The organism is Promicromonospora noduliphila (assembly GCF_056951025.1).
This window is the reverse complement of sequence record NZ_CM167806.1, coordinates 18,549-36,645: the sequence shown is the minus strand read 5'-3', so window position 1 is coordinate 36,645 and position 18,097 is coordinate 18,549. Positions and strand designations below refer to the sequence as shown.

At 70.6% G+C, this 18,097-nt stretch carries 15 protein-coding genes and 1 tRNA gene; 10 read left to right on the top strand and 6 right to left on the bottom strand.

Features of this window, described 5'->3' with window-relative positions:
* Window positions 1-111 precede the first annotated feature (111 nt).
* Entirely contained in the window at window positions 112-960 is an 849-nt protein-coding gene (locus tag AC0QU1_RS00160; RefSeq protein WP_483573644.1) for a class I SAM-dependent methyltransferase, read from the bottom strand.
* A gap of 142 nt (window positions 961-1,102) precedes the next feature.
* Between AC0QU1_RS00160 and AC0QU1_RS00155 the strand changes: the two genes are divergently transcribed.
* Both AC0QU1_RS00155 and AC0QU1_RS00150 read left to right on the top strand, forming a co-directional pair.
* Window positions 1,103-2,263, top strand: a complete 1,161-nt coding sequence (locus AC0QU1_RS00155) for an anhydro-N-acetylmuramic acid kinase (RefSeq protein ID WP_483616353.1) — start codon at window positions 1,103-1,105, stop codon at window positions 2,261-2,263.
* Between the two features lie 222 nt (window positions 2,264-2,485).
* A complete protein-coding gene (locus AC0QU1_RS00150) occupies window positions 2,486-4,948 on the top strand; it encodes a hypothetical protein (RefSeq protein ID WP_483573642.1) in 2,463 nt (820 codons plus the stop codon).
* A 198-nt stretch (window positions 4,949-5,146) separates the two neighbouring features.
* On the opposite strand, the gene AC0QU1_RS00145 is transcribed toward AC0QU1_RS00150, so the two are convergent.
* Window positions 5,147-5,230: transfer RNA gene (locus AC0QU1_RS00145), tRNA-Leu, on the bottom strand.
* Between the two features lie 239 nt (window positions 5,231-5,469).
* Here AC0QU1_RS00145 and AC0QU1_RS00140 point away from each other — a divergent pair.
* From AC0QU1_RS00140 to pknB, 7 genes are read left to right on the top strand one after another with little or no spacing between them, the layout of a single operon-like run.
* Entirely contained in the window at window positions 5,470-6,186 is a 717-nt protein-coding gene (locus AC0QU1_RS00140; protein WP_020017306.1) for an FHA domain-containing protein, read from the top strand.
* 10 nt (window positions 6,187-6,196) lie between these two features.
* On the top strand, window positions 6,197-6,688 hold the full coding sequence (locus AC0QU1_RS00135) for an FHA domain-containing protein FhaB/FipA (RefSeq protein ID WP_483573641.1): 492 nt from the start codon (window positions 6,197-6,199) through the stop codon (window positions 6,686-6,688).
* 7 nt (window positions 6,689-6,695) lie between these two features.
* Window positions 6,696-8,228 carry a PP2C family protein-serine/threonine phosphatase gene (locus AC0QU1_RS00130; RefSeq protein ID WP_483573640.1) on the top strand — a complete coding sequence of 511 codons (1,533 nt, stop codon included), beginning with the start codon at window positions 6,696-6,698 and terminating at the stop codon, window positions 8,226-8,228.
* Window positions 8,225-9,730 carry an FtsW/RodA/SpoVE family cell cycle protein gene (locus AC0QU1_RS00125; RefSeq protein ID WP_483573639.1) on the top strand — a complete coding sequence of 502 codons (1,506 nt, stop codon included), beginning with the start codon at window positions 8,225-8,227 and terminating at the stop codon, window positions 9,728-9,730. The genes AC0QU1_RS00130 and AC0QU1_RS00125 overlap by 4 nt, the downstream gene beginning before the upstream one ends.
* A complete protein-coding gene (locus AC0QU1_RS00120; RefSeq protein WP_483573638.1) occupies window positions 9,727-11,262 on the top strand; it encodes a peptidoglycan D,D-transpeptidase FtsI family protein in 1,536 nt (511 codons plus the stop codon). Before AC0QU1_RS00125 ends, AC0QU1_RS00120 begins: the two co-directional genes overlap by 4 nt.
* Window positions 11,259-13,025 (top strand): serine/threonine-protein kinase, encoded by a 1,767-nt coding sequence (locus AC0QU1_RS00115; RefSeq protein WP_483573637.1) that lies wholly within the window; start codon window positions 11,259-11,261, stop codon window positions 13,023-13,025. Before AC0QU1_RS00120 ends, AC0QU1_RS00115 begins: the two co-directional genes overlap by 4 nt.
* Window positions 13,026-15,053 (top strand): Stk1 family PASTA domain-containing Ser/Thr kinase, encoded by a 2,028-nt coding sequence (gene pknB, locus AC0QU1_RS00110; protein WP_483573636.1) that lies wholly within the window; start codon window positions 13,026-13,028, stop codon window positions 15,051-15,053.
* Between the two features lie 69 nt (window positions 15,054-15,122).
* Here pknB and AC0QU1_RS00105 read toward each other — a convergent pair whose 3' ends face one another.
* The 4 genes from AC0QU1_RS00105 to AC0QU1_RS00090 are packed head-to-tail and all read right to left on the bottom strand — an operon-like array spanning window position 15,123 to window position 17,613.
* Complete coding sequence (locus tag AC0QU1_RS00105; RefSeq protein WP_483573635.1) at window positions 15,123-15,800, bottom strand: anthranilate synthase component II; 678 nt, start codon at window positions 15,798-15,800, stop codon at window positions 15,123-15,125.
* Between the two features lie 9 nt (window positions 15,801-15,809).
* Window positions 15,810-15,968, bottom strand: coding sequence for a hypothetical protein (locus AC0QU1_RS00100; protein ID WP_483573634.1), 159 nt, complete (start codon window positions 15,966-15,968; stop codon window positions 15,810-15,812).
* Window positions 15,968-16,801 carry a class E sortase gene (locus AC0QU1_RS00095; protein WP_483573633.1) on the bottom strand — a complete coding sequence of 278 codons (834 nt, stop codon included), beginning with the start codon at window positions 16,799-16,801 and terminating at the stop codon, window positions 15,968-15,970. Before AC0QU1_RS00095 ends, AC0QU1_RS00100 begins: the two co-directional genes overlap by 1 nt.
* On the bottom strand, window positions 16,798-17,613 hold the full coding sequence (locus tag AC0QU1_RS00090) for a DUF881 domain-containing protein (protein ID WP_483573632.1): 816 nt from the start codon (window positions 17,611-17,613) through the stop codon (window positions 16,798-16,800). Before AC0QU1_RS00090 ends, AC0QU1_RS00095 begins: the two co-directional genes overlap by 4 nt.
* A 145-nt stretch (window positions 17,614-17,758) precedes the next feature.
* Here AC0QU1_RS00090 and AC0QU1_RS00085 point away from each other — a divergent pair, with 145 nt between their 5' ends.
* Window positions 17,759-18,031 (top strand): cell division protein CrgA, encoded by a 273-nt coding sequence (locus AC0QU1_RS00085; protein WP_483573631.1) that lies wholly within the window; start codon window positions 17,759-17,761, stop codon window positions 18,029-18,031.
* The last annotated feature ends 66 nt before the right edge of the window (window positions 18,032-18,097 follow it).

Below are 18,097 nucleotides of genomic sequence, written 5' to 3'. Positions count from 1 at the left end.
CGGCGGAACTCCGTCAGACTTCACCCGTCAGTTCACCCGAGGCCGCCCCTCCGTCTGCCTCTCGGAAAGGCCGGCCCCTCGGAAAGGCGGGCGGCTCAGAACAGCGGGCGTTCAGAACGGACGGCGTGCGGTGACCAGGATGCGCGGCGCCTCGTCGACGAGCTCGTTGCCCGTCGCGAAGTGCATGTGCAGCGCCCGCAGCGCCGCCTCGTGCCGCGCGACGGCGGCCGGGCTGAGGTCGGCGAGCTCCGGCACCTGCCATGCCGCGACCCGCAGGTACCAGAGCACCGACGACAGGTCCTTGAACGTCCGGGTGCCCGCGTACTCGGTGGCCTCGACGATCTCGAGACCCGAGGCGACGAGTCCGTCGGAGATGACGTCGACCGTGACGCCGTCCGGGTCCCAGCCGAGCGGCACCCCGAGGGCCCGGTTGAGGGCTATGCCGTCGCGCGTGTCCACCTGCTCGGTGAGGAACGTCCCGCCCGGCTCCAGCACCCGGCCCACCTCGTCGGGGTCGATGGTGCCGAACCGGCTGAGCACCGCGCTGTACTGGCCGTCGAAGAACGGCAGCAGCACCTCGCCGGTCCAGGACGGCTCGACCCGGCGCACGTCCACGCCGAGCGGCTCCAGCCGGCGTCGGGCGGCCAGGAAGGCCGGGCCGAGCTCGGTGGCGGCCGATCCCTTCGGGAGCGGGCCGAGGCCCGCGAAGAAGTCGCCGTCGCCGGTGCCGATGTCGAGCACCGCACCCCGGGACTTGAGCACGATCTCGCGTGCGAGCGCGGGGTAGTCCCACCTCGGCGCGTCGATCGTGAGACGGTCGTCCACGGGGGCGGCGTCGAGACCGCCCGTGAACAGCGCCGCGGGCGTCGCGGGAGCCGCGGGAGCGTTGCGCGCCCATTCGATGTGGTCCTCGAACGGCGCGTCCGGCGCCGGAGCTGGAGCGATCGAGACGTCAAGCATGTGCAGATTGTGGCGCAAACGGGGAGCAAGGGCTAACACTGCTGTAAACACGACCGGAGGAGTCGGCCGGATGGGGGATCGGATGCTCGGAAATCGGCTGCCACCGGCGGATACACCGTCCTCCCTCCGAGTGGTGGGCCTGATGTCGGGCACGTCGCACGACGCCGTCGACGCCGCGGCGTGCGACCTCCGGCTCGCCGACGACACGCTGATGCTCACGCTGCTCGGGTATCTCTCGGTCCCCTGTCCGGACTCGCTCCGGTCGGATCTGGTGGCGGCCCTGCCTCCTGGCCCCACCACGATGGAGGCCGTGTGCCGGCTGGACACGGGCATCGGGCAGGCCTTCGCCGAGGTCGCGGGGCGTGCGGTAGACGAGCTGTGCGGTGGGCACGCCGATCTCGTCGTCTCGCATGGGCAGACGGTCTTCCATTGGGCGCCGGGCAGCGGGGCCGTGCGCGGCACCCTGCAGATTGGCGAGCCCGCGTGGATCGCCGAGGCGACCGGACTGCCGGTCGTCTCGGGCCTGCGCACGCGCGACGTAGCGGCCGGCGGCCAGGGCGCTCCCCTGGTCGGCCTGTTCGACGCGCTGTGGCTCGCCGGCCGCCCGGGCGGCACGGTCGCGCTGAACCTGGGCGGGATCGCGAACGTGACGGTCCTCAGCGCGGACGGCGTGCCACTCGCCTTCGACACCGGCCCCGCCTGCGCGCTGCTCGACGCCGCAACACGGCACGTCACCGGCGGCCGCCTCGCCTTCGACGCCGACGGCGCCCTCGCCACGCGCGGACGCGTGCTCTCCGACCTCCTGGAACGCCTGCTCGCCGAGCCGTACTACGCACGCCCGGCCCCGAAGTCGACAGGCAAGGAGCTCTTCCACCTGAGCTACCTGCTGGATCGCGTCGGCCCCACGCCGCCGTCGGCCGAGGACCTGCTTGCCACCCTGGTGGCGCTCACCGCCCGCACCGTGGCCGACGCCGTCCGGGGCACCGCCACCGAGGTCGTCGCCTCGGGCGGTGGCACGCGCAACCCGGCGCTGATGGCGGCGCTGCGCGCGGAGCTCCCTGATGTCGCCGTCCGGACGTCGGACGAGCTGGGTGTGCCCAGCCAGGCCAAGGAGGCGCTGGCGTTCGCGGTGCTGGGCTGGCACACCTGGTACGGCCTGCCCGGCGTGCTGCCCGGGGCGACGGGCGCGCGGCAGCCGAGCGTGCTGGGATCGGTGACACCGGGGTCGGACGGGCGCTTCCCGCCAGGGCGTGCTGCCGGCGTGGACCGGCCGACGCGGCTGGAGGTCTCCCGACCGACGTGAGCCCGCCGGGCTCACTGGTGCTGGCGGGCGTGCTGACGCGTCGCAGGGTGATAAAGGGCGCGAGGCGCCATTTTTGGCGGGATTGCGCGTGTTGCGATGGATAGAGTCACGCGACTTGTCATCCCGCGCATGAACCATGCGCCTCTTCTGCAGGAGCGCTCGATGCCGACCCCAGTACTTCGGCGGTTCCTTCCTTCAGCCCGGCGGACCTGTGCGTCGTTGGTGGCTTCCGGGCTTGTGCTCGCGCTCGCCACGACGACTGCCGGTGCCGCGCCCGCCCAGGCGGCGCAGGCGCCGTCGGGCACGACGTCCGCGGTGGCCAAGGCGGTTGCCGAACCCCTCGACCCCACCTTCGTGCAGGAGGGGATGCCGAGCTCGCACGGCGGGCAGGTGGTCGTATGGGGTGATCGCGCCTGGGCCTACGACCCCCATGTCTGGCCGACCGCGCCTGCCGCGCTCCCGGACGGTCTACGCGCGACGGCCATCTCGACCCACGGGTCGGATCTCCTGGTCCTCCGTAGCGACGGGCGCGTCTACGACCCTTCAGTACGAGACTCGCCGGTGGTTGCACCGCCTGACGGCATGAAGTACGTGGCGATCGCCGCAACGTCGGCCTCGTGGGGTCGGCTGCTGCGGTCGGACGGTGCTGTCGTGTCCGGCGGACAGTACGTCATGGAACCGCCCGAGGGGATCACCTACACCGCGATCTCCGGCCTCTACACCCTGCGCTCGGACGGCACGCTGGAAGACCCGACGGGGGACGCCGCCACCTGCACAGATGCCTTCGTTCCCGAGCCCGGTGTGCACTACACGGCCATCTCGGCGAGCGGAGAGATGAACAGATGGGCAGCGCTCCGGAGCGACGGGGCCTACGTGTACTGCGAAGGGCGGGGTCGGGAAGACACGGCAAAGGTGATCACGCCACCGCCCGGGACACGCTTCATCGGTATCGACGTGAGTCAGAGCGAGGTCCTCGCCGCCACAGCCGACGGCAGGATCATCTCCTCGAACGGGCTCCAGCGGGCAGCCGCCCCGGCAGGTCGGTCAATCATCTCGCTCACTGCGATGCAGGGCGGCATGGGTGCCGCAGCACTCGACGACGGCACGATCCTGAACTGGGGCATGAGTTCAGAGGACGCCGCACTGCCAGCGGTTCCTGCGAACCGCGCCGTGTTCTCGGCGGTCGGCGGAGACTCCGGCTACGGAATCCACTGGGCGATCATGGTCGGGGACGCCATCCCGGTCGAGGTGGTGGTGGGCACCAACGTGCCGACGGACCGTGTGCTCCGCGTGACAGACACGGTGAGATTCCACGTGACGGCCACAGTTGCCGACGGCACGCCTGCGGACGGCAAGGTGACCCTGGACATCCAGCGGCCCGACGGACAGAGGAACGAGTCCCGGACTACCAGCGCGTTCGGCGGGGTCGGAGAGGCGGTATTCCACCTACCCGACCACGAGCAGGTTGGCACCTACAAGATAGATCTAACATTCCTCGGCACCCCGTATGTGACCACAACGGTCAGCACCAGCCTCGACTTCGCCGAGCCCAGCCCTGTCGTCATCACACCGTCGGGCTCGACAAGCTGGCCGGCGACCTCGGATGAGGACGACACGTTGTGCTTCACCCTGACCACGGCGGACGGTTCGCCTCGGTGGTGGCCGCACGACGAAATCCTGATCACCGTGGAAGGTCACCCCGGGTACGGCGACTCGACCGGCAACGCCGACCGAGTGTGCCTGGACAGGCTCCAGCTCCGCCCGGGCTCCTACACGGTGCGAGTCGCGTACGAAGGCTGGGGAGCTGCGGACTCCGCCTCACTGACGACAGACATCGTCGTACTACCGGCTCGGGTGACACGCATCGAAAGTGACCTGCCGTCATCGTGGCGGTACGGACAGATGCCCGATGTCGTCGGGGCCACCGTGACGTCCGACGGTTCCATCCCTGTCGGTAACGTCGGCCTCGAGTTCGAGGACGGGATGTCGTTCGGCTTCAGTGGCCTCCTCGATGAAACCGGTCGAGGCCGGATCTGGCTCGGTAGCGACGACGAACTGCGCCCTGGTACGCATTCGTTGGTGCTGACGTACGACGGCGGCAACGGCTTCGCCCCCGCCCGCCAGGAGCGGACGGTCACCGTCAAACCTGGCGTCTTCACCATGGCGACGCCCAAGATCCTCGGAACCGCGAAGGTCGGCTCCAAGCTGACCGCGGGTCCGGGCACGTGGTCACCCACGCCTACCAGCTACCGGTACGTGTGGAAGGCGAACGGCGTAGCCATCCCCGGCGCGACGTCGAGGACGTTTACCGTCCCGGCGTCGGCGGTGGGCAAGAGGATCACGGTGACGGTCACGGGCCTCAGGCAGTACTACGAGTCGTCGGCGACGAGTGCTCGCACAGCCGCCGTCGCGCCCGGGACGTTCACGGCGCCGCGGCCGACGATCACAGGGACGATGCGCGTCGGGTCCACGCTGACGGTGAGCCGTGGGTCGTGGTCGCCCGCACCGGCGTCGGTCACGTACGTGTGGAAGGCGGACGGCGTGAGGATCGCCACGCGGACGAGCAACCGGTATGTCATCCCGCCCCGGCACCGTGGCAAGCAACTGACGGTCACGGTGGTCGGTTCGCGGACCGGCTACACGACCAAGTCCGTGACGAGCTTCCGGACGGCGACGATCCGCTGACCACGGAACGACCGATACCGGCCGAGGCAGCGACGTCCCACGGATGTCGCTGCCTCGGCCGTCGTCCGGCGGCTATCGGGCGGCCCTCGGAGCCGCCTGAAATCAGGGGAGAACTACCCATCTCCGAGGCCGCGCCGTCACCCAGGTCCGGGCATGACGAAGGCCCCGACTCCCTGAGCCGGGGCCTTGCGTACAACGTGCGCGAGGGGGGAGTTGAACCCCCACGCCCTTTCGGGCACACGGACCTGAACCGTGCGCGTCTGCCTATTCCGCCACTCGCGCGCTGCTGGATGAGGCTAGCACGGCACAGTGGGGGATCCCGAATCCAATAACGGTGAAGTGGTTCACGTCCCGCCGCAGGTCTAGTAGCGTGCGGATCCGCCCACGTCTCTCCTCGCCGCGCCACCTGAGGGAAGATCGGAGAAGATCCGCAGGACATCCACAGTATTGGAGTCTGCGGGGACCTACCGATCTATACGATCTAGGTAGTCTGCCCGGCGCAGACCCTGGAAGGAGGTGGCATGGGCGCCCTGGACCGCTTCGAGAAGAGCGTGGAGCGCATGATGAACAACGCGTTCGCCAAGGTGGGACGTGGCGAAGTGAAGCCTGTCGAACTGGCGAGCAGGCTGCGGCGTGAGCTGGACGACCGTGCCGCGGTCGTCGGACGCGACCGTACCGTCGCGCCGAACGAGTTCACGATCGAGCTCGCTCCCGACGACTTCGCCCAGATCGAGGCGTGGGGTGCGCAGACCCTCGCCGACGAGCTCGCGTCCAACATCACGGCGTACGCCGCGACGCAGCACTACGCGTTCGTGGGCCCCGTGAGCGTGACGTTCGACGAGCAGTACGAGCTGGTGCCCGGCCGCTTCACCGTGCGGTCGCGCAGCGTGCAGGGGAGCGTCGCCCCGGCGACGTCCGGCGCGCCCACCGGCCGGCACCCGCTCATCGACATCGATGGCCAGCGGTACCTGCTCACCGGGCCTGTGACCGTCATCGGACGCGACGCCGAGGCCGACATCGTGGTGGACGACCCCGGTGTCTCGCGGCGCCACCTCGAGATCCGCGTGACGCCGGACGGCGTCGTCGCCACCGACATGGGGTCGACGAACGGTCTGTACGTGGAGGGCCACCAGGTCCCCGCCGCGACCCTGCTCGACGGCAACACGATGACGATCGGCCGTACCCGCATCATGTTCTGGACCGGCAGTGCGTCCGGTGCGGACAACGAGGACTGGTGAAAGATCCGAAATGAGCGAGCTGACGTTCACCCTGCTCCGGCTGGGCTACCTGGTGCTGCTGTGGGTGTTCGTGCTCTCCGCCATCGCCGTGCTCCGGCGCGACCTGGCCGGGCCTCGCACGTCCGGCGGACGGCGGCGCCGGCCTGAGCTCGCGGGGCCGGCCCCGACGCCGACCCCGGGGGGTGGCGCGCCTCGCGCACCCCAGCGCGGTGGCCCGTCGCGCCTCGTCGTCGTGGCAGGCCCGCTCACCGGGACAACCATCCCGCTCACCTCGTCCGGCGTGCTGATCGGGCGCGCGCCGAGCTGCACCCTCGTGCTCGACGACGACTACTCGTCGTCGCGCCACGCACGGATCTTCCCCCAGGGCGGCCAGTGGTTCGTGGAGGATCTCGGTTCCACGAACGGCACCTACATCGGCGAGGAGCGAGTGCAGGGCGTCGTCCCGCTCGCCCCGGGTGTGGGCGTGCAGATCGGACAGTCCGTCGTCGAGCTCCAGGGATGACCACCACGTGACCGTGACCTTGCGGTATGCCGCGCGTTCCGACGTCGGCCTCGTCCGCTCCAACAACCAGGACTCCGCCTACGCGGGTCCCAACCTCCTCGTCGTAGCCGACGGGATGGGCGGGCACGCGGGCGGCGACGTCGCGTCCGCGCTGACGATCGCTGCCCTGGTGGGCCTCGACCGCCCGGACCACAGCTCCGAGCAGTCGATGTCGGAGCTGGAGCAGTCGATCGACCGGGCCAGGCAGGACCTCGTCGACGCGACGTCGGCCGACCCGGACCTCGCCGGCATGGGCACAACGGTCACGGCGCTGCTGAAGTCCGGCAACACGCTTGCCATGGCCCACCTGGGCGACTCGCGCGCATACCTGCTGCGCGACAGCACCCTGGCGCAGGTCACGGTGGACCACACCTTCGTGCAGCACCTGGTCGACACCGGCCGCATCACGCCGGACGAGGCGGAGACCCACCCGCAGCGCAACGTCGTCATGCGGGTGCTCGGCGACTTCGACCTGGACCTCACGCCCGACCTGTCGATCCGTGAGGCGGTGCCCGGCGACCGCTGGATGCTCTGCTCCGACGGCCTGTCCGGGTTCGTCCCGGACGAGGAGATCGCGGAGGTCCTCAACTCGGTCCCCGCGCCGCACGACGCCGTCGAGCGCCTCGTCTCGATGGCCATGCGCGCGGGCAGCACCGACAACATCACCGTCGTCGTTGCCGATGTCCTGGACGAGGCCGCCGCCGCCACGACCGCCGCCACCGTCACGCCGGAGATCGTCGGCTCGGCCGCCCTCGCGGGTGTGACCGCCGCGGGCGGCGCACCCTCCGCCGCCGCGCTGCCGGGCTCCGACATCGACGGCGACACCGTGACCGGCTTCAGCCGGGGTGCGGCCCCGGGCGGGCAGCCCACGCCCGCGCCCGCCGCGGTGAGCGTGCTGCCCGACCCCACAGCGCAGGACAGCCTCGCCGACACGCTCGAGCAGGCCATGATCGCCGGCTCGACCGACGAGGAGCAGTACCAGCCGGACATCCAGCCCGACGACGACCTCGACGACGAGGCCGACAAGGAGGGGGCGGCGCCGAAGAAGCGCACCTGGCTGACCGCCGTCGGCGCGCTCCTGCTCGTAGTGGGTCTCGGCCTGGCAGGCTGGGGCGGCTACCGCTGGACCCAGACCCAGTACTACGTGGGCGAGGCCGACGGCCAGGTCGCCGTGTTCCGCGGCATCCCCGCGACGGTGGGCCCCCTGACCTTCTCGACGCCGGTCGAGCTCACCGGCACCCGCACGGACGAGCTGCCCGGGTTCGTCGCCGACCGCGTGAACGAGACCATCCGGGCCACGTCCCTCGAGGACGCCCGCGGGCGCGCCGACCGCCTCATCGCGGACGCCGCGGAGGAGACCGAGCCGTCGCCGTCGCCCTCACCTTCCGTCACGCCGTCCTCCTCGCCGTCGCCCAGCGGGAACGGCGAGTCGAGCGGTGACTCGACGCCCAGGTCCACGCCCACGGCGTCGCGGGAGTCCGGTCAGGGAGGGAACGGATGAGCGCCCTCCGGCCCGAGGAGCACGCTCCCGCCCGCATCGCGGAGGCGATCCTGCTCGTCGTCGCGCTGGCGCTCGGCATGGGCGGCATGTGGATGGTGGGCTACTCGCTCGAGGACGGTCTGCCGGAGGGCTTCTGGACCTACTCGATCGTGCTGGCTGCGCTGGCGTTCACCACCCACATCGTGCTGCGGCTGCGCGCGCCCTACGCCGACCAGGTGATCCTGCCGGCAGTCGTGCTGCTGAACAGCGTGAGCATGGCGATGGTTCTGCGCCTGGACCTGTCGCCGAGCATCAGCATGCTGGGCGCCAACGCACCCCGCCACATCATGTGGTCCGCCATCGGCATGGTCCTCGCCTGCGTGGTCCTCTTCGTCATCCGCGACCACCGCAGCCTGCGCCGCCTCACCTACACGGCGATGATCGTCGGCGTCGTACTGGTGGTCCTGCCGCTGGTCCCGGGCCTGGGCCGGGAGATCAACGGCGCGCAGATCTGGATCTTCATCGGTGAGTTCTCGCTGCAGCCGGCCGAGTTCGCCAAGATCGCGTTCGCCGTGTTCTTCGCGGGCTACCTGGTCGCCAACCGCGACACGCTGGCCCTGGCCGGCAAGAAGTTCCTCGGCCTGCAGCTCCCCCGCCTGCGCGACCTCGGGCCCATCCTCATCGTCTGGGCGGTCTCGCTGGCGGTCCTCATCGGCGAGAAGGACCTCGGGACCTCGCTGCTGTTCTTCGGCCTGTTCGTCGGCATGCTCTACCTGGCCACCGACCGCGTGGGCTGGATCGCCATCGGCCTCACGATGTTCGCGGCGGGCGCCGTCGTAGCCTGGTCCATCTTCAGCCACGTGCAGGCTCGTGTGGACGTCTGGCTCGACCCGCTCAACCCCGAGCTGTACGACCGTGAGTTCGGCGGGTCGTTCCAGATCGTCCAGGGCCTGTTCGGCATGGCCTACGGCGGCATGTTCGGTGCGGGCTGGGGCGAGGGGTACCCCGACCGCGTGCCGTTCGCCTACTCCGACTTCATCTACGCCGCCCTCGGCGAGGAGCTGGGGCTCACCGGTCTGCTCGCGATCCTGCTGGTCTACCTGGTCATCGTGCAGCGGGGCATGCGGCACGCCGTCGGCGTGCGCGACGGCTTCGGCAAGCTCCTCGCGGGCGGCCTCGCCTTCGTCATGGCGCTGCAGCTCTTCGTGGTGGTCGGCGGCATCACCCGCATCATCCCGCTCACCGGCCTGACCCTGCCGTTCATCGCGCAGGGTGGATCGTCCCTGCTCGCGAACTGGATGGTCATCGCGCTCATGCTGCGCATCTCCGACGCCGCCCGGCGTCCGTCGGCGCTGCCCACCCGTGGCGCGCTGGCCGAGCCTGCACCCGCCATCGTGGGTGGCGGCGGCAGCCCGATCGAGGTAGGTGGCGCAGGCCCGGTGCAGGCCGGGACCGACGCCGGTGCGGGCAGGGGCCCGACGCCGGACGAAGCCACCCAGATCGTGCGGGGGGTCGACCGATGAACGCGACCCTGCGCCGCCTGTCCACCGTGGTGATGGCCATGTTCCTGGCCCTCATGGTGTCGACCACCTGGATCCAGTTCGTCGCTGCCGAGAGCCTCAACACCGACGAGCGCAACGTGCGTGGCATCTACAGCTCGCTGGCCCGAGACCGCGGCCCCATCGTGCTGAACAGCGGCGACCCGATCGTCACCTCCGTGCCCGTGGACGACGACTTCAAGTACCTGCGCACCTACTCGGACGGCGACGGGGGTGCCGCCAGCGTCTACGCGCCGGTCACGGGCTACTTCGCGATCAATGGCACCGTTACCGGGATCGAGCGCTACGCGAACAGCTATCTCGCGGGCGAGGACGACTCGCTGTGGCTCGACCGGCTGCAGAACCTCATCACGGGTGAGGAGGCGCAAGGCTCCTCCGTCGAGCTCACCATCGACCCCGAGGTGCAGAAGGCCGCGTGGGACGCCCTGGGGGACTACACGGGCGCCGCCGTGGCCATCGACCCGAAGACGGGTGCCATCCTCGCGATGGTCTCCAAGCCGTCCTTCGACCCGAACACGCTGGCCGTGCATGACGGCGCAGAGGTCCAGGCGAGGTCGGAGGAGCTGTTCAACGCCAAGCCCCAGGTCAACTCCACCGACGGCCAGGAGCGGTTCAGCCCCTACGGTCCCACCATCAACCGCACCATCAACGCCATCTACCCGCCCGGGTCGACGTTCAAGCTGCTCACGTCGGCCGCTGCCATCGAGTACGAGGGGATGTCCCCGGACACGCAGATCCCCGCACGGGACGTCTACCAGCTCCCCGGCACGACCGGCGAGGGCGGCCAGGTGCACAACTTCGGTGGCGAGACCTGCTCCCCGACCGGCGAGATGACCCTGAAGGACGCCCTGCGCATCTCGTGCAACACCGCGTTCCTCGAGCTCGCGAACACCGTCGGCAGGGACGGGATGCAGCAGATGTTCGAGGACTTCGGCTTCACCGAGTCGCTCGAGATCCCGATGACCACCTCCGTTGGCGCCTACCCCGGCCTGTCCGACACCGCGACCGACGACTCCGACGCCCGCATCGCACTGTCCGGCATGGGCCAGGGCGACCTCCGCCTGACCCCGCTCCAGGTCGCCATGATCTCCGCCGCCATCGCGAACGACGGCGACCTCATGGAGCCCTACCTCATCGAGAGCGTCCGGGACAGCGACCTCGAGCTGGTCAGCCAGACCAGGCCGAGCCGCTACAAGAGCCCGTTCTCGTCGTCGACGGCGGACGCGCTGACCGAGATGATGACCGAAGTCGTCAACAGCGGTTCGGGTACCGGCGCGCAGATCTCCGGCGTTCAGGTGGCCGGCAAGACCGGTACGGCCGAGGACGACCCCCGCTCGCCCACCCTGTGGTTCACCTCGTTCGCCCCGGCGGACGACCCGCAGGTCGCCGTCGCCGTGGTGCTGGAGAACGAGGGCCAGTCCACCAACGAGTCGACGGGTGGCGCCCTCGCCAGCCCGATCGCCCGCCAGATCATGCAGGCGGCGATCAGCCAATGAGACCGGTCGAGGGTCTGACGCTCGGTGGGCGCTACACGCTGGTGCGGCGCATCGCCATGGGCGGCATGGGCGAGGTCTGGGTCGCGCGCGACGAGAAGCTCGCGCGCGAGATCGCCGTGAAGGTGCTCCGTGAGGAGTACACGGGCAACGAGGACTTTCTTCGTCGCCTGCGCACGGAGGCCCGGAACTCGTCGACCCTCGTCCACCCCAACATCGCGCAGATGTTCGACTACGGCGAGGAGAACGGCGCCGGCTACCTGGTCATGGAGCTGGTCCTGGGCGAGCCGCTCGCCGACCTGCTCGAGCGCGAGCCCGTCCTCCAGCCGGCCCGGTTGCTTCCGATCCTCGCGCAGACGGCACGCGGCCTGCATGCCGCACACCTCGCCGGCGTCGTGCACCGCGACGTGAAGCCGGGCAACATCCTGCTGGAGCACACCGGCATGGTGAAGATCACGGACTTCGGCGTCTCGGTGGCGCAGAACCAGGTACCGATGACCGCCACCGGCATGGTCATGGGCACCGCGCAGTACCTGTCGCCCGAGCAGGCCGTCGGCCAGTCGGCGACGGGCGCGTCGGACATCTACGCGCTCGGCGTCGTCGCCTACGAGGCGACCGCGGGCCGCCGCCCGTTCACCGGCAGGACGCCGGTCGACATCGCGATCGCGCACGTCAACGCGCCGGTGCCGCTGCTGCCGACGTCCGTGCACCCTGGCCTCGCCGAGACCATCACGAAGATGCTGGAGAAGGACCCGGCCCAGCGCATCGGCTCGGCGGACCAGCTCGCCCGGCACCTCGACGGGCTCGCCGCGGAGATCGCCGAGGACCCGTTCGGCAGCTCGCGCTACGCACGGCGCCCGCGCCGCGACGGGCAGTCCGCCCAGCAGCGCGCGGGCAACGGACGTAGCAGCACCGCGCAGCCCGGTCCGTCGCACGCGCGACGGCAGGCCCCCTTCGGTCAGAGCGGCGGCGGACGCCACACCACGGTGGCCAACGCCCAGTCCGCGCCGCCTCGGCCGGGCTCCGACCCGGGCACGCCGGCCGGCGGCTACGGCTCGGGTACGCCGGCGGGAAACTACGGCTCCGGACCCTTCGGTTCGGGATCCTACGGCTCCGACTCCGCCGGGTACGGCACGACGTCGGGCGCCCAGGGCACGGATGCCTACGGTCGGCCGTACTCGCCCGGGCCCGGCACTCCCGCCGGAGGCCCCGGCTCCGGGCCGTACGGCACGAGCTCCGGGGGCTACGGTTCGACGTCGGCCGGCTACGGCACGACGTCGGGCTCCTACGGCGCCGACGCCTACGGCCGACCACACGGAGCCGGCTACATACCACCGCCGTCCGCCAGTGGTAGCACCGCCGGGAACGGCGGGTCGCGGGCCTACCCGTCCCGCCGCGACCTGCACTCGACACGCCAGGACGGGCGAAGGGTCCCCCAGCAAGGCCGTTCGGGAGGGCACCCTGGGAGGGGACGGAGTCTGTCGTCCGACATCCAACGGTGGGTGGACGGGTTCGAGGATCGAATAGGGGTCCGCGTGTCCTGGCCGCTCGTCGCACTGGTCGCGTTGCTGCTCGTGGTCCTGATCATCATGCTGGTCACCGGGGGCGGCAACGACGGCGCTCTGCAGGAGCCGTGGGGTTCCTCCGAAATCTACGCCGAAACGCTGAATCCCCCGGCAGCGGCCGGACTTGCCGCTTCTGGGATGATGCTCCTCAACGAGTCGTATGCCCTGAGGCAGACGGCCATGACATCAAAGGACCTATGAGTGGTGGAGAACACGCCCCGCGTACTCGCCGGCCGTTATGAGGTCGGCGAGCTCGTCGGCCGTGGCGGCATGGCCGAGGTACACATCGGCCACGACACACGGCTGGGCCGTACCGTCGCGATCAAGGTGTTGCGTTCCGACCTCGCTCGGGACCCTTCCTTCCTCACCCGCTTCCGGCGTGAGGCACAGTCCGCCGCCGCGCTGAACCACCCGGCGGTCGTCGCCGTGTACGACACGGGCGAGGACATCCACCAGGACGCCTCCGGCCAGGACGTGCACGTGCCGTTCATCGTCATGGAGTACGTGGAGGGGCACACCGTCCGCGACATCCTGACCGACGGCGCGGCGGTGCCGATCGAGGAGGCCGTCGAGATCACGGTGGGCGTGCTGAGCGCGCTGGAGTACTCGCACCACGCGGGCATCGTGCACCGCGACATCAAGCCGGCGAACGTGATGATCACGCCGACGGGTGCGGTCAAGGTGATGGACTTCGGCATCGCGCGCGCCATGGCGGACTCCGCCGCGACGATGACGCAGACGCACGCCGTGATCGGCACCGCGCAGTATCTCTCCCCCGAGCAGGCCCGCGGCGAGCAAGTGGACACCCGGTCCGACCTGTACTCCACCGGCTGCCTGCTGTTCGAGCTGCTCACGGGCCGCCCGCCCTTCCAGGGCGACTCGCCCGTCGCCGTCGCCTACCAGCACGTGGGGCAGGAGCCGCAGCGCCCGTCGGAGATCGCGACGGACGTGCCGGAGGTGCTCGACCGCATCACGCTCAAGGCCCTGACCAAGGACCGCGACCACCGGTACAGCACGGCGGCGGAGTTCCGCCGCGACCTGGACGCCGCGATGCGCGGCGGGCAGGTCACCGCGCCGATGGTCGGCGCGGGCGCCATGATGGGCGCCACGCAGGTCGCCGGCCAGCCCGCCTACGGCGCCACGCAGGTGATGACGCCGGGACAGGGCAACTGGGGTCCGGCGACCGCCCAGCAGAGCCCGGTCACGCCCGGCGGCGGCTATCCCGGCCAGCCGCCCACCCGCCAGCGCGAGCCCGAGAAGAAGAACAGCCGGGCTCTCATGTGGTGGCTGCTCGGCATCGCCTTGGCGGCGGTCGCGGCCATCCTCATCGCCATGGCGATGAGCAACCAGACCGAGGAGCCGACGACGGTCCCGGTGCCCCGGATCGCCGAGGGGCTGACCATCGCGGAGGCCCAGACCCAGATCGAGGCCGCCGGACTGACGTTCCAGCGCGCCATCGACAGGGACTCGGACCTCGACGAGGGCCTGACCACCGGCACGACGGACCCGGCAGCGGGGACGGAGGTCGAGGAGAACTCGACGGTCACCGTCTACGTCGCCGGCGCGCCGGGGCAGGTCACGATCCCGGACCTGAGCAACCAGTCCGAGGAGTCCGCCCGGTCCCAGCTCGAGGAGCTCAACCTGACGGTGAGCGGCACCGAGACGGAAAACAGCCCGGACGTCGACCAGGGCATGGTGACCAAGAGCGAGCCAGGCGCCGGGACCACGGTGCAGGAGGGCTCCGAGGTGGTCCTGTACCTGTCGACCGGCAACACCACGCTCCCGAACGTCGTCGGCCAGTCGCGAGAGGGCGCCGAGGCGGCGCTGTCGAACCTCGGCCTCGGCACCATCCAGTGGGACGAGGAGCCGAGCGACCAGGTTCCGGAGGGAACCGTCGCGCGCACCGATCCCCAGGCGGGTGACGTGCCCCAGGGCACGTCGGTCACGGTCTACATCGCCGTGGCGCCGGAGCCCGTGGAGACGACGGTCCCCGCGGACCTCTACGGCAAGACGCTCGAGGACGCCCAGGTCTCGTGCACGGGCGCCCAGATCACCTGCGTCGACGCCTCGGAGGAGTACTCGGACACCTTCCCGGCCGGCACCGTGATCAGCTCCGACCCCGCTCCCGGTTCGACCGTCGAGGTCGGCGCGACGATCAACCTGGTGATGTCGCTGGGCCCGGAGGAGGGCGACGGGGGAGAGGCCGACGGCGAGGACATCTTCCCGTAGCCCTGCACACTGACTGGGTCCGGGAACGACCGGCTCCCGGTCAGCGCGAAAGAGCCATGGCGCCGCTGGTCACGAGGTGACCAGCGGCGCCATTCCCTTGGCCCGCTCGACGGCGCCGTCCAGCCCGCAGGTCTCGAGCCAGTTCGCCAGGAGGCGGTGGCCGCCCTCGGTGAGCACCGACTCGGGGTGGAACTGCACGCCGTGCAGCGGCAGCTCGTGGTGCTGCAGCCCCATCACGATGCCCGACGCCGTCGTGCAGGTCACCTCGAGCTCGGCCGGCACGCTGTCCGGTGTCACGGCCAGCGAGTGGTAGCGCGTCGCGGTGAACGGCGTCGGGAGGCCGGCCAGGACGCTGGGCTGGTGCAGCTCGCTCGCGCTCGCGAACACCTGGCTCGTCTTGCCGTGCATGAGCTCCGGCGCGTGCGTCACCTTGCCGCCGTACACCTCGGCGAGGGCCTGGTGGCCCAGGCAGACGCCGAGCATCGGGGTGCGCGACCGGGCGCAGGCGCGGATCACGTCCTCGGAGGCGCCGGCCTCCGCCGGGGTGCCGGGTCCCGGCGACACGAGCACGCCGTCGTACGGCACGGGGGAGCCGTCGCCGCCGTCGTACCAGTAGCGGCCGTCGGCGTCGGGGGTGGGCACGGCGTCGTTCCGGACCACCACGGTCCGGGCGCCGATCTGGTCGAGGTAGCCGACGATCGTGTAGACGAACGAGTCGTAGTTGTCGACGACGAGGATGCGCGTCATGCCGGAATGCTACGCGCCGACCGTCGTGTCGTTGAACGGCATGTACTCGCTGAGCCACGGGAAGAACTCGGTGAAGCACACGGCGACCACGCCGAACGCGAGCACGAGGCAGACCAGGAACTTGAACCAGCCGGGGCCGGGGATGGCCCGCCAGAGCAACGAGTACATCAGCCCAGCAGCTCCTTCGGCTTGCCCTCACCCACGGGGGACCAGTACGCGAGCTCACCGTGCACGATGTACCGCTCGGTCGCGGAGAACATCGGGTGGCACGAGGTCAGCGTGATGAACCGCTGCGTCAGCTCCGGCATGGGCTGGTCGTCGGTCACGCCGGGCACCGGCGCGATGACCTCCACGTTCTGCGGGAACACGATCTTCGACTCCGTCACCTTGTACACGTACCAGGTGTCCTCGGTCCGGACCACCACGGCGTCACCGTTCTTGAGCTCCGCGATCTGGTTGAACGGCTTGCCGTACGTCGTGCGGTGCGCGGCGACGGCGAAGTTGCCGAGGTCCCCCGGCATCGCGGTGCCCACGTAGTGGCCGATGCCGATGGTGTCGAGCACGGTGGCCTTGTCCGTGCCTTCGGCGACCGGCTTGACGTAGTCGGCGCCGAACCGCGGGATGAACATCTGCGCGAAGAGGGTCCCCTCGTCGGGCGGCTCCTCCATCACCGGCGGCGGCCCGTGGTGCTCGGTGGCCGCCTGCGGACCGGTCGGGGCGGCCTCCCAGTCCATCTCCGCGATGATCTCGTTCTGGGCGCGCGCACCCTCGACGTCGGTCCACCAGAGCTGCCAGACGACGAACAGCCCGAGCACCACGCCAGCGGTCACGAGGAGCTCGCCCATCACGCCGATCAGCCAGGCGACGGGCCGCATGGGAGACCCCGACGCCCGCGGGCGCCGCGCGTTGCGCGGACCCATGCCGGACGGGCCGCGCTCGTACGCGATGGGGAAGACCTCCTGTGCCAAGGGCACGTTGCGGCCAACCTGCGCGTGGGTCATCCGAAGACCTCCGTACCGTCGGGAACTCTCGCGTACTGCAGGCCGCCGCCGTCGTACGCGGGAAGCTCGAGCGGGTCACTACGTCGCACGTCCCAGCCCAGGTGCACCCAGTCGACGTACTCGAGGTACGTCTGGACGCCCTCCGAGCTCATCAGCGACTCCTCCATCTTCGCCGGGTCGCCCACCGCCGTCACCCGGTAGGGCGGGGAGAAGACCTTGCCGTGCAGCAGCAGGATGTTTCCGGAGCACCGGAACGCCGACGTCGACGTCACGCGCTCGCCCTGCAGTGTCATGGCCTCGGCGCCCCCGCCCCACAACGCGTTGATGACGTGCTGCAGGTCCTGCTGGTGCACCACGAGGTCGTCGGGCTGCGGCTCGACGCCGCCGGGGCCCGTCCCGACGGACGTCGACGGCGCGTCGTCGAGGGTCACCGTCAGGCCGGCGCCCTCCACCGGCTCGGTCCCCGAGACGATGCCCTCGCGTTCCACCAGGTCGGCGTCGAGCATGGGGACGGTGATGTCGGCGCGCGCGCTGAGCGCCTCGATCTCGCGGTCCAGCTCGCCGGTGCGCTCGGTGAGCTCGGTGACGCGGCCCGTCTCGGCTGCCACGAGCTGCGCGAGGTCCTGCGGGTCACGGGTGTCGGCGCCACCGCCGTCGGCCAGCCGAGCGCTGGCGCTGAACATGAGGCCGGCCAGCACGGCAACGGCGCCCACGCTGACCCACGAGCGCCAGCCGGCGGCTTTCGGGACACGAAAGAAGCCGGCCGCACCGCCCTCGGACGGCGGCGGGGGCGTCGGCTCGGGTCCGGTCACACGCGTCCCTCCTGCACCATTCGACAAACCCGCGGACGCGTCTGGTCACGACTCGGGTGTGTTGACCACTACGCTAGTCCACGAGCAAGCAGACGTCGGCTCGGCACACCCGTCGGGCAGACCCCCCAGGACAGGAGCCCGCCTCGTGCCCGAGTCGAAGTCCCGCAACAAGAAGAAGACCACGCCGAAGGCTGAGAAGGCCGAGGCGAAGGTCTCGCTGCCCGGCGAGGCGGTCAACCCGCGTTGGCTCGCCCCGGTCATGGTCGGCCTCATGGTTCTCGGCCTCGTCTGGATCGTGACCTTCTACCTCACGAGCGCCGACCTCCAGCTCCCGATCCCGCCGATCGGCCAGTGGAACCTCGCGGTCGGCTTCGGCCTGATCATCGTCGGCTTCGGCCTCACGACCCGCTGGAAGTAGGAGAGCCCGCGACCGCACCGAGGCGGCCGCGGGCCGTGTCCCCATTTATCCACAGCTGTGGGTAAA

Excerpts from the sequence above, each read along its gene's own strand:
- AC0QU1_RS00155 (WP_483616353.1), top strand. The coding sequence starts at position 1,103 with ATGTCGGGCACGTCGCACGACGCCGTCGACGCCGCGGCGTGCGACCTC.
- AC0QU1_RS00095 (WP_483573633.1), bottom strand. The coding sequence starts at position 16,801 with ATGACCCACGCGCAGGTTGGCCGCAACGTGCCCTTGGCACAGGAGGTC.
- AC0QU1_RS00100 (WP_483573634.1), bottom strand. The coding sequence starts at position 15,968 with ATGTACTCGTTGCTCTGGCGGGCCATCCCCGGCCCCGGCTGGTTCAAG.
- AC0QU1_RS00140 (WP_020017306.1), top strand. The coding sequence starts at position 5,470 with ATGGGCGCCCTGGACCGCTTCGAGAAGAGCGTGGAGCGCATGATGAAC.
- AC0QU1_RS00105 (WP_483573635.1), bottom strand. The coding sequence starts at position 15,800 with ATGACGCGCATCCTCGTCGTCGACAACTACGACTCGTTCGTCTACACG.
- AC0QU1_RS00115 (WP_483573637.1), top strand. The coding sequence starts at position 11,259 with ATGAGACCGGTCGAGGGTCTGACGCTCGGTGGGCGCTACACGCTGGTG.
- AC0QU1_RS00120 (WP_483573638.1), top strand. The coding sequence starts at position 9,727 with ATGAACGCGACCCTGCGCCGCCTGTCCACCGTGGTGATGGCCATGTTC.
- AC0QU1_RS00125 (WP_483573639.1), top strand. The coding sequence starts at position 8,225 with ATGAGCGCCCTCCGGCCCGAGGAGCACGCTCCCGCCCGCATCGCGGAG.
- AC0QU1_RS00135 (WP_483573641.1), top strand. The coding sequence starts at position 6,197 with ATGAGCGAGCTGACGTTCACCCTGCTCCGGCTGGGCTACCTGGTGCTG.
- AC0QU1_RS00160 (WP_483573644.1), bottom strand. The coding sequence starts at position 960 with ATGCTTGACGTCTCGATCGCTCCAGCTCCGGCGCCGGACGCGCCGTTC.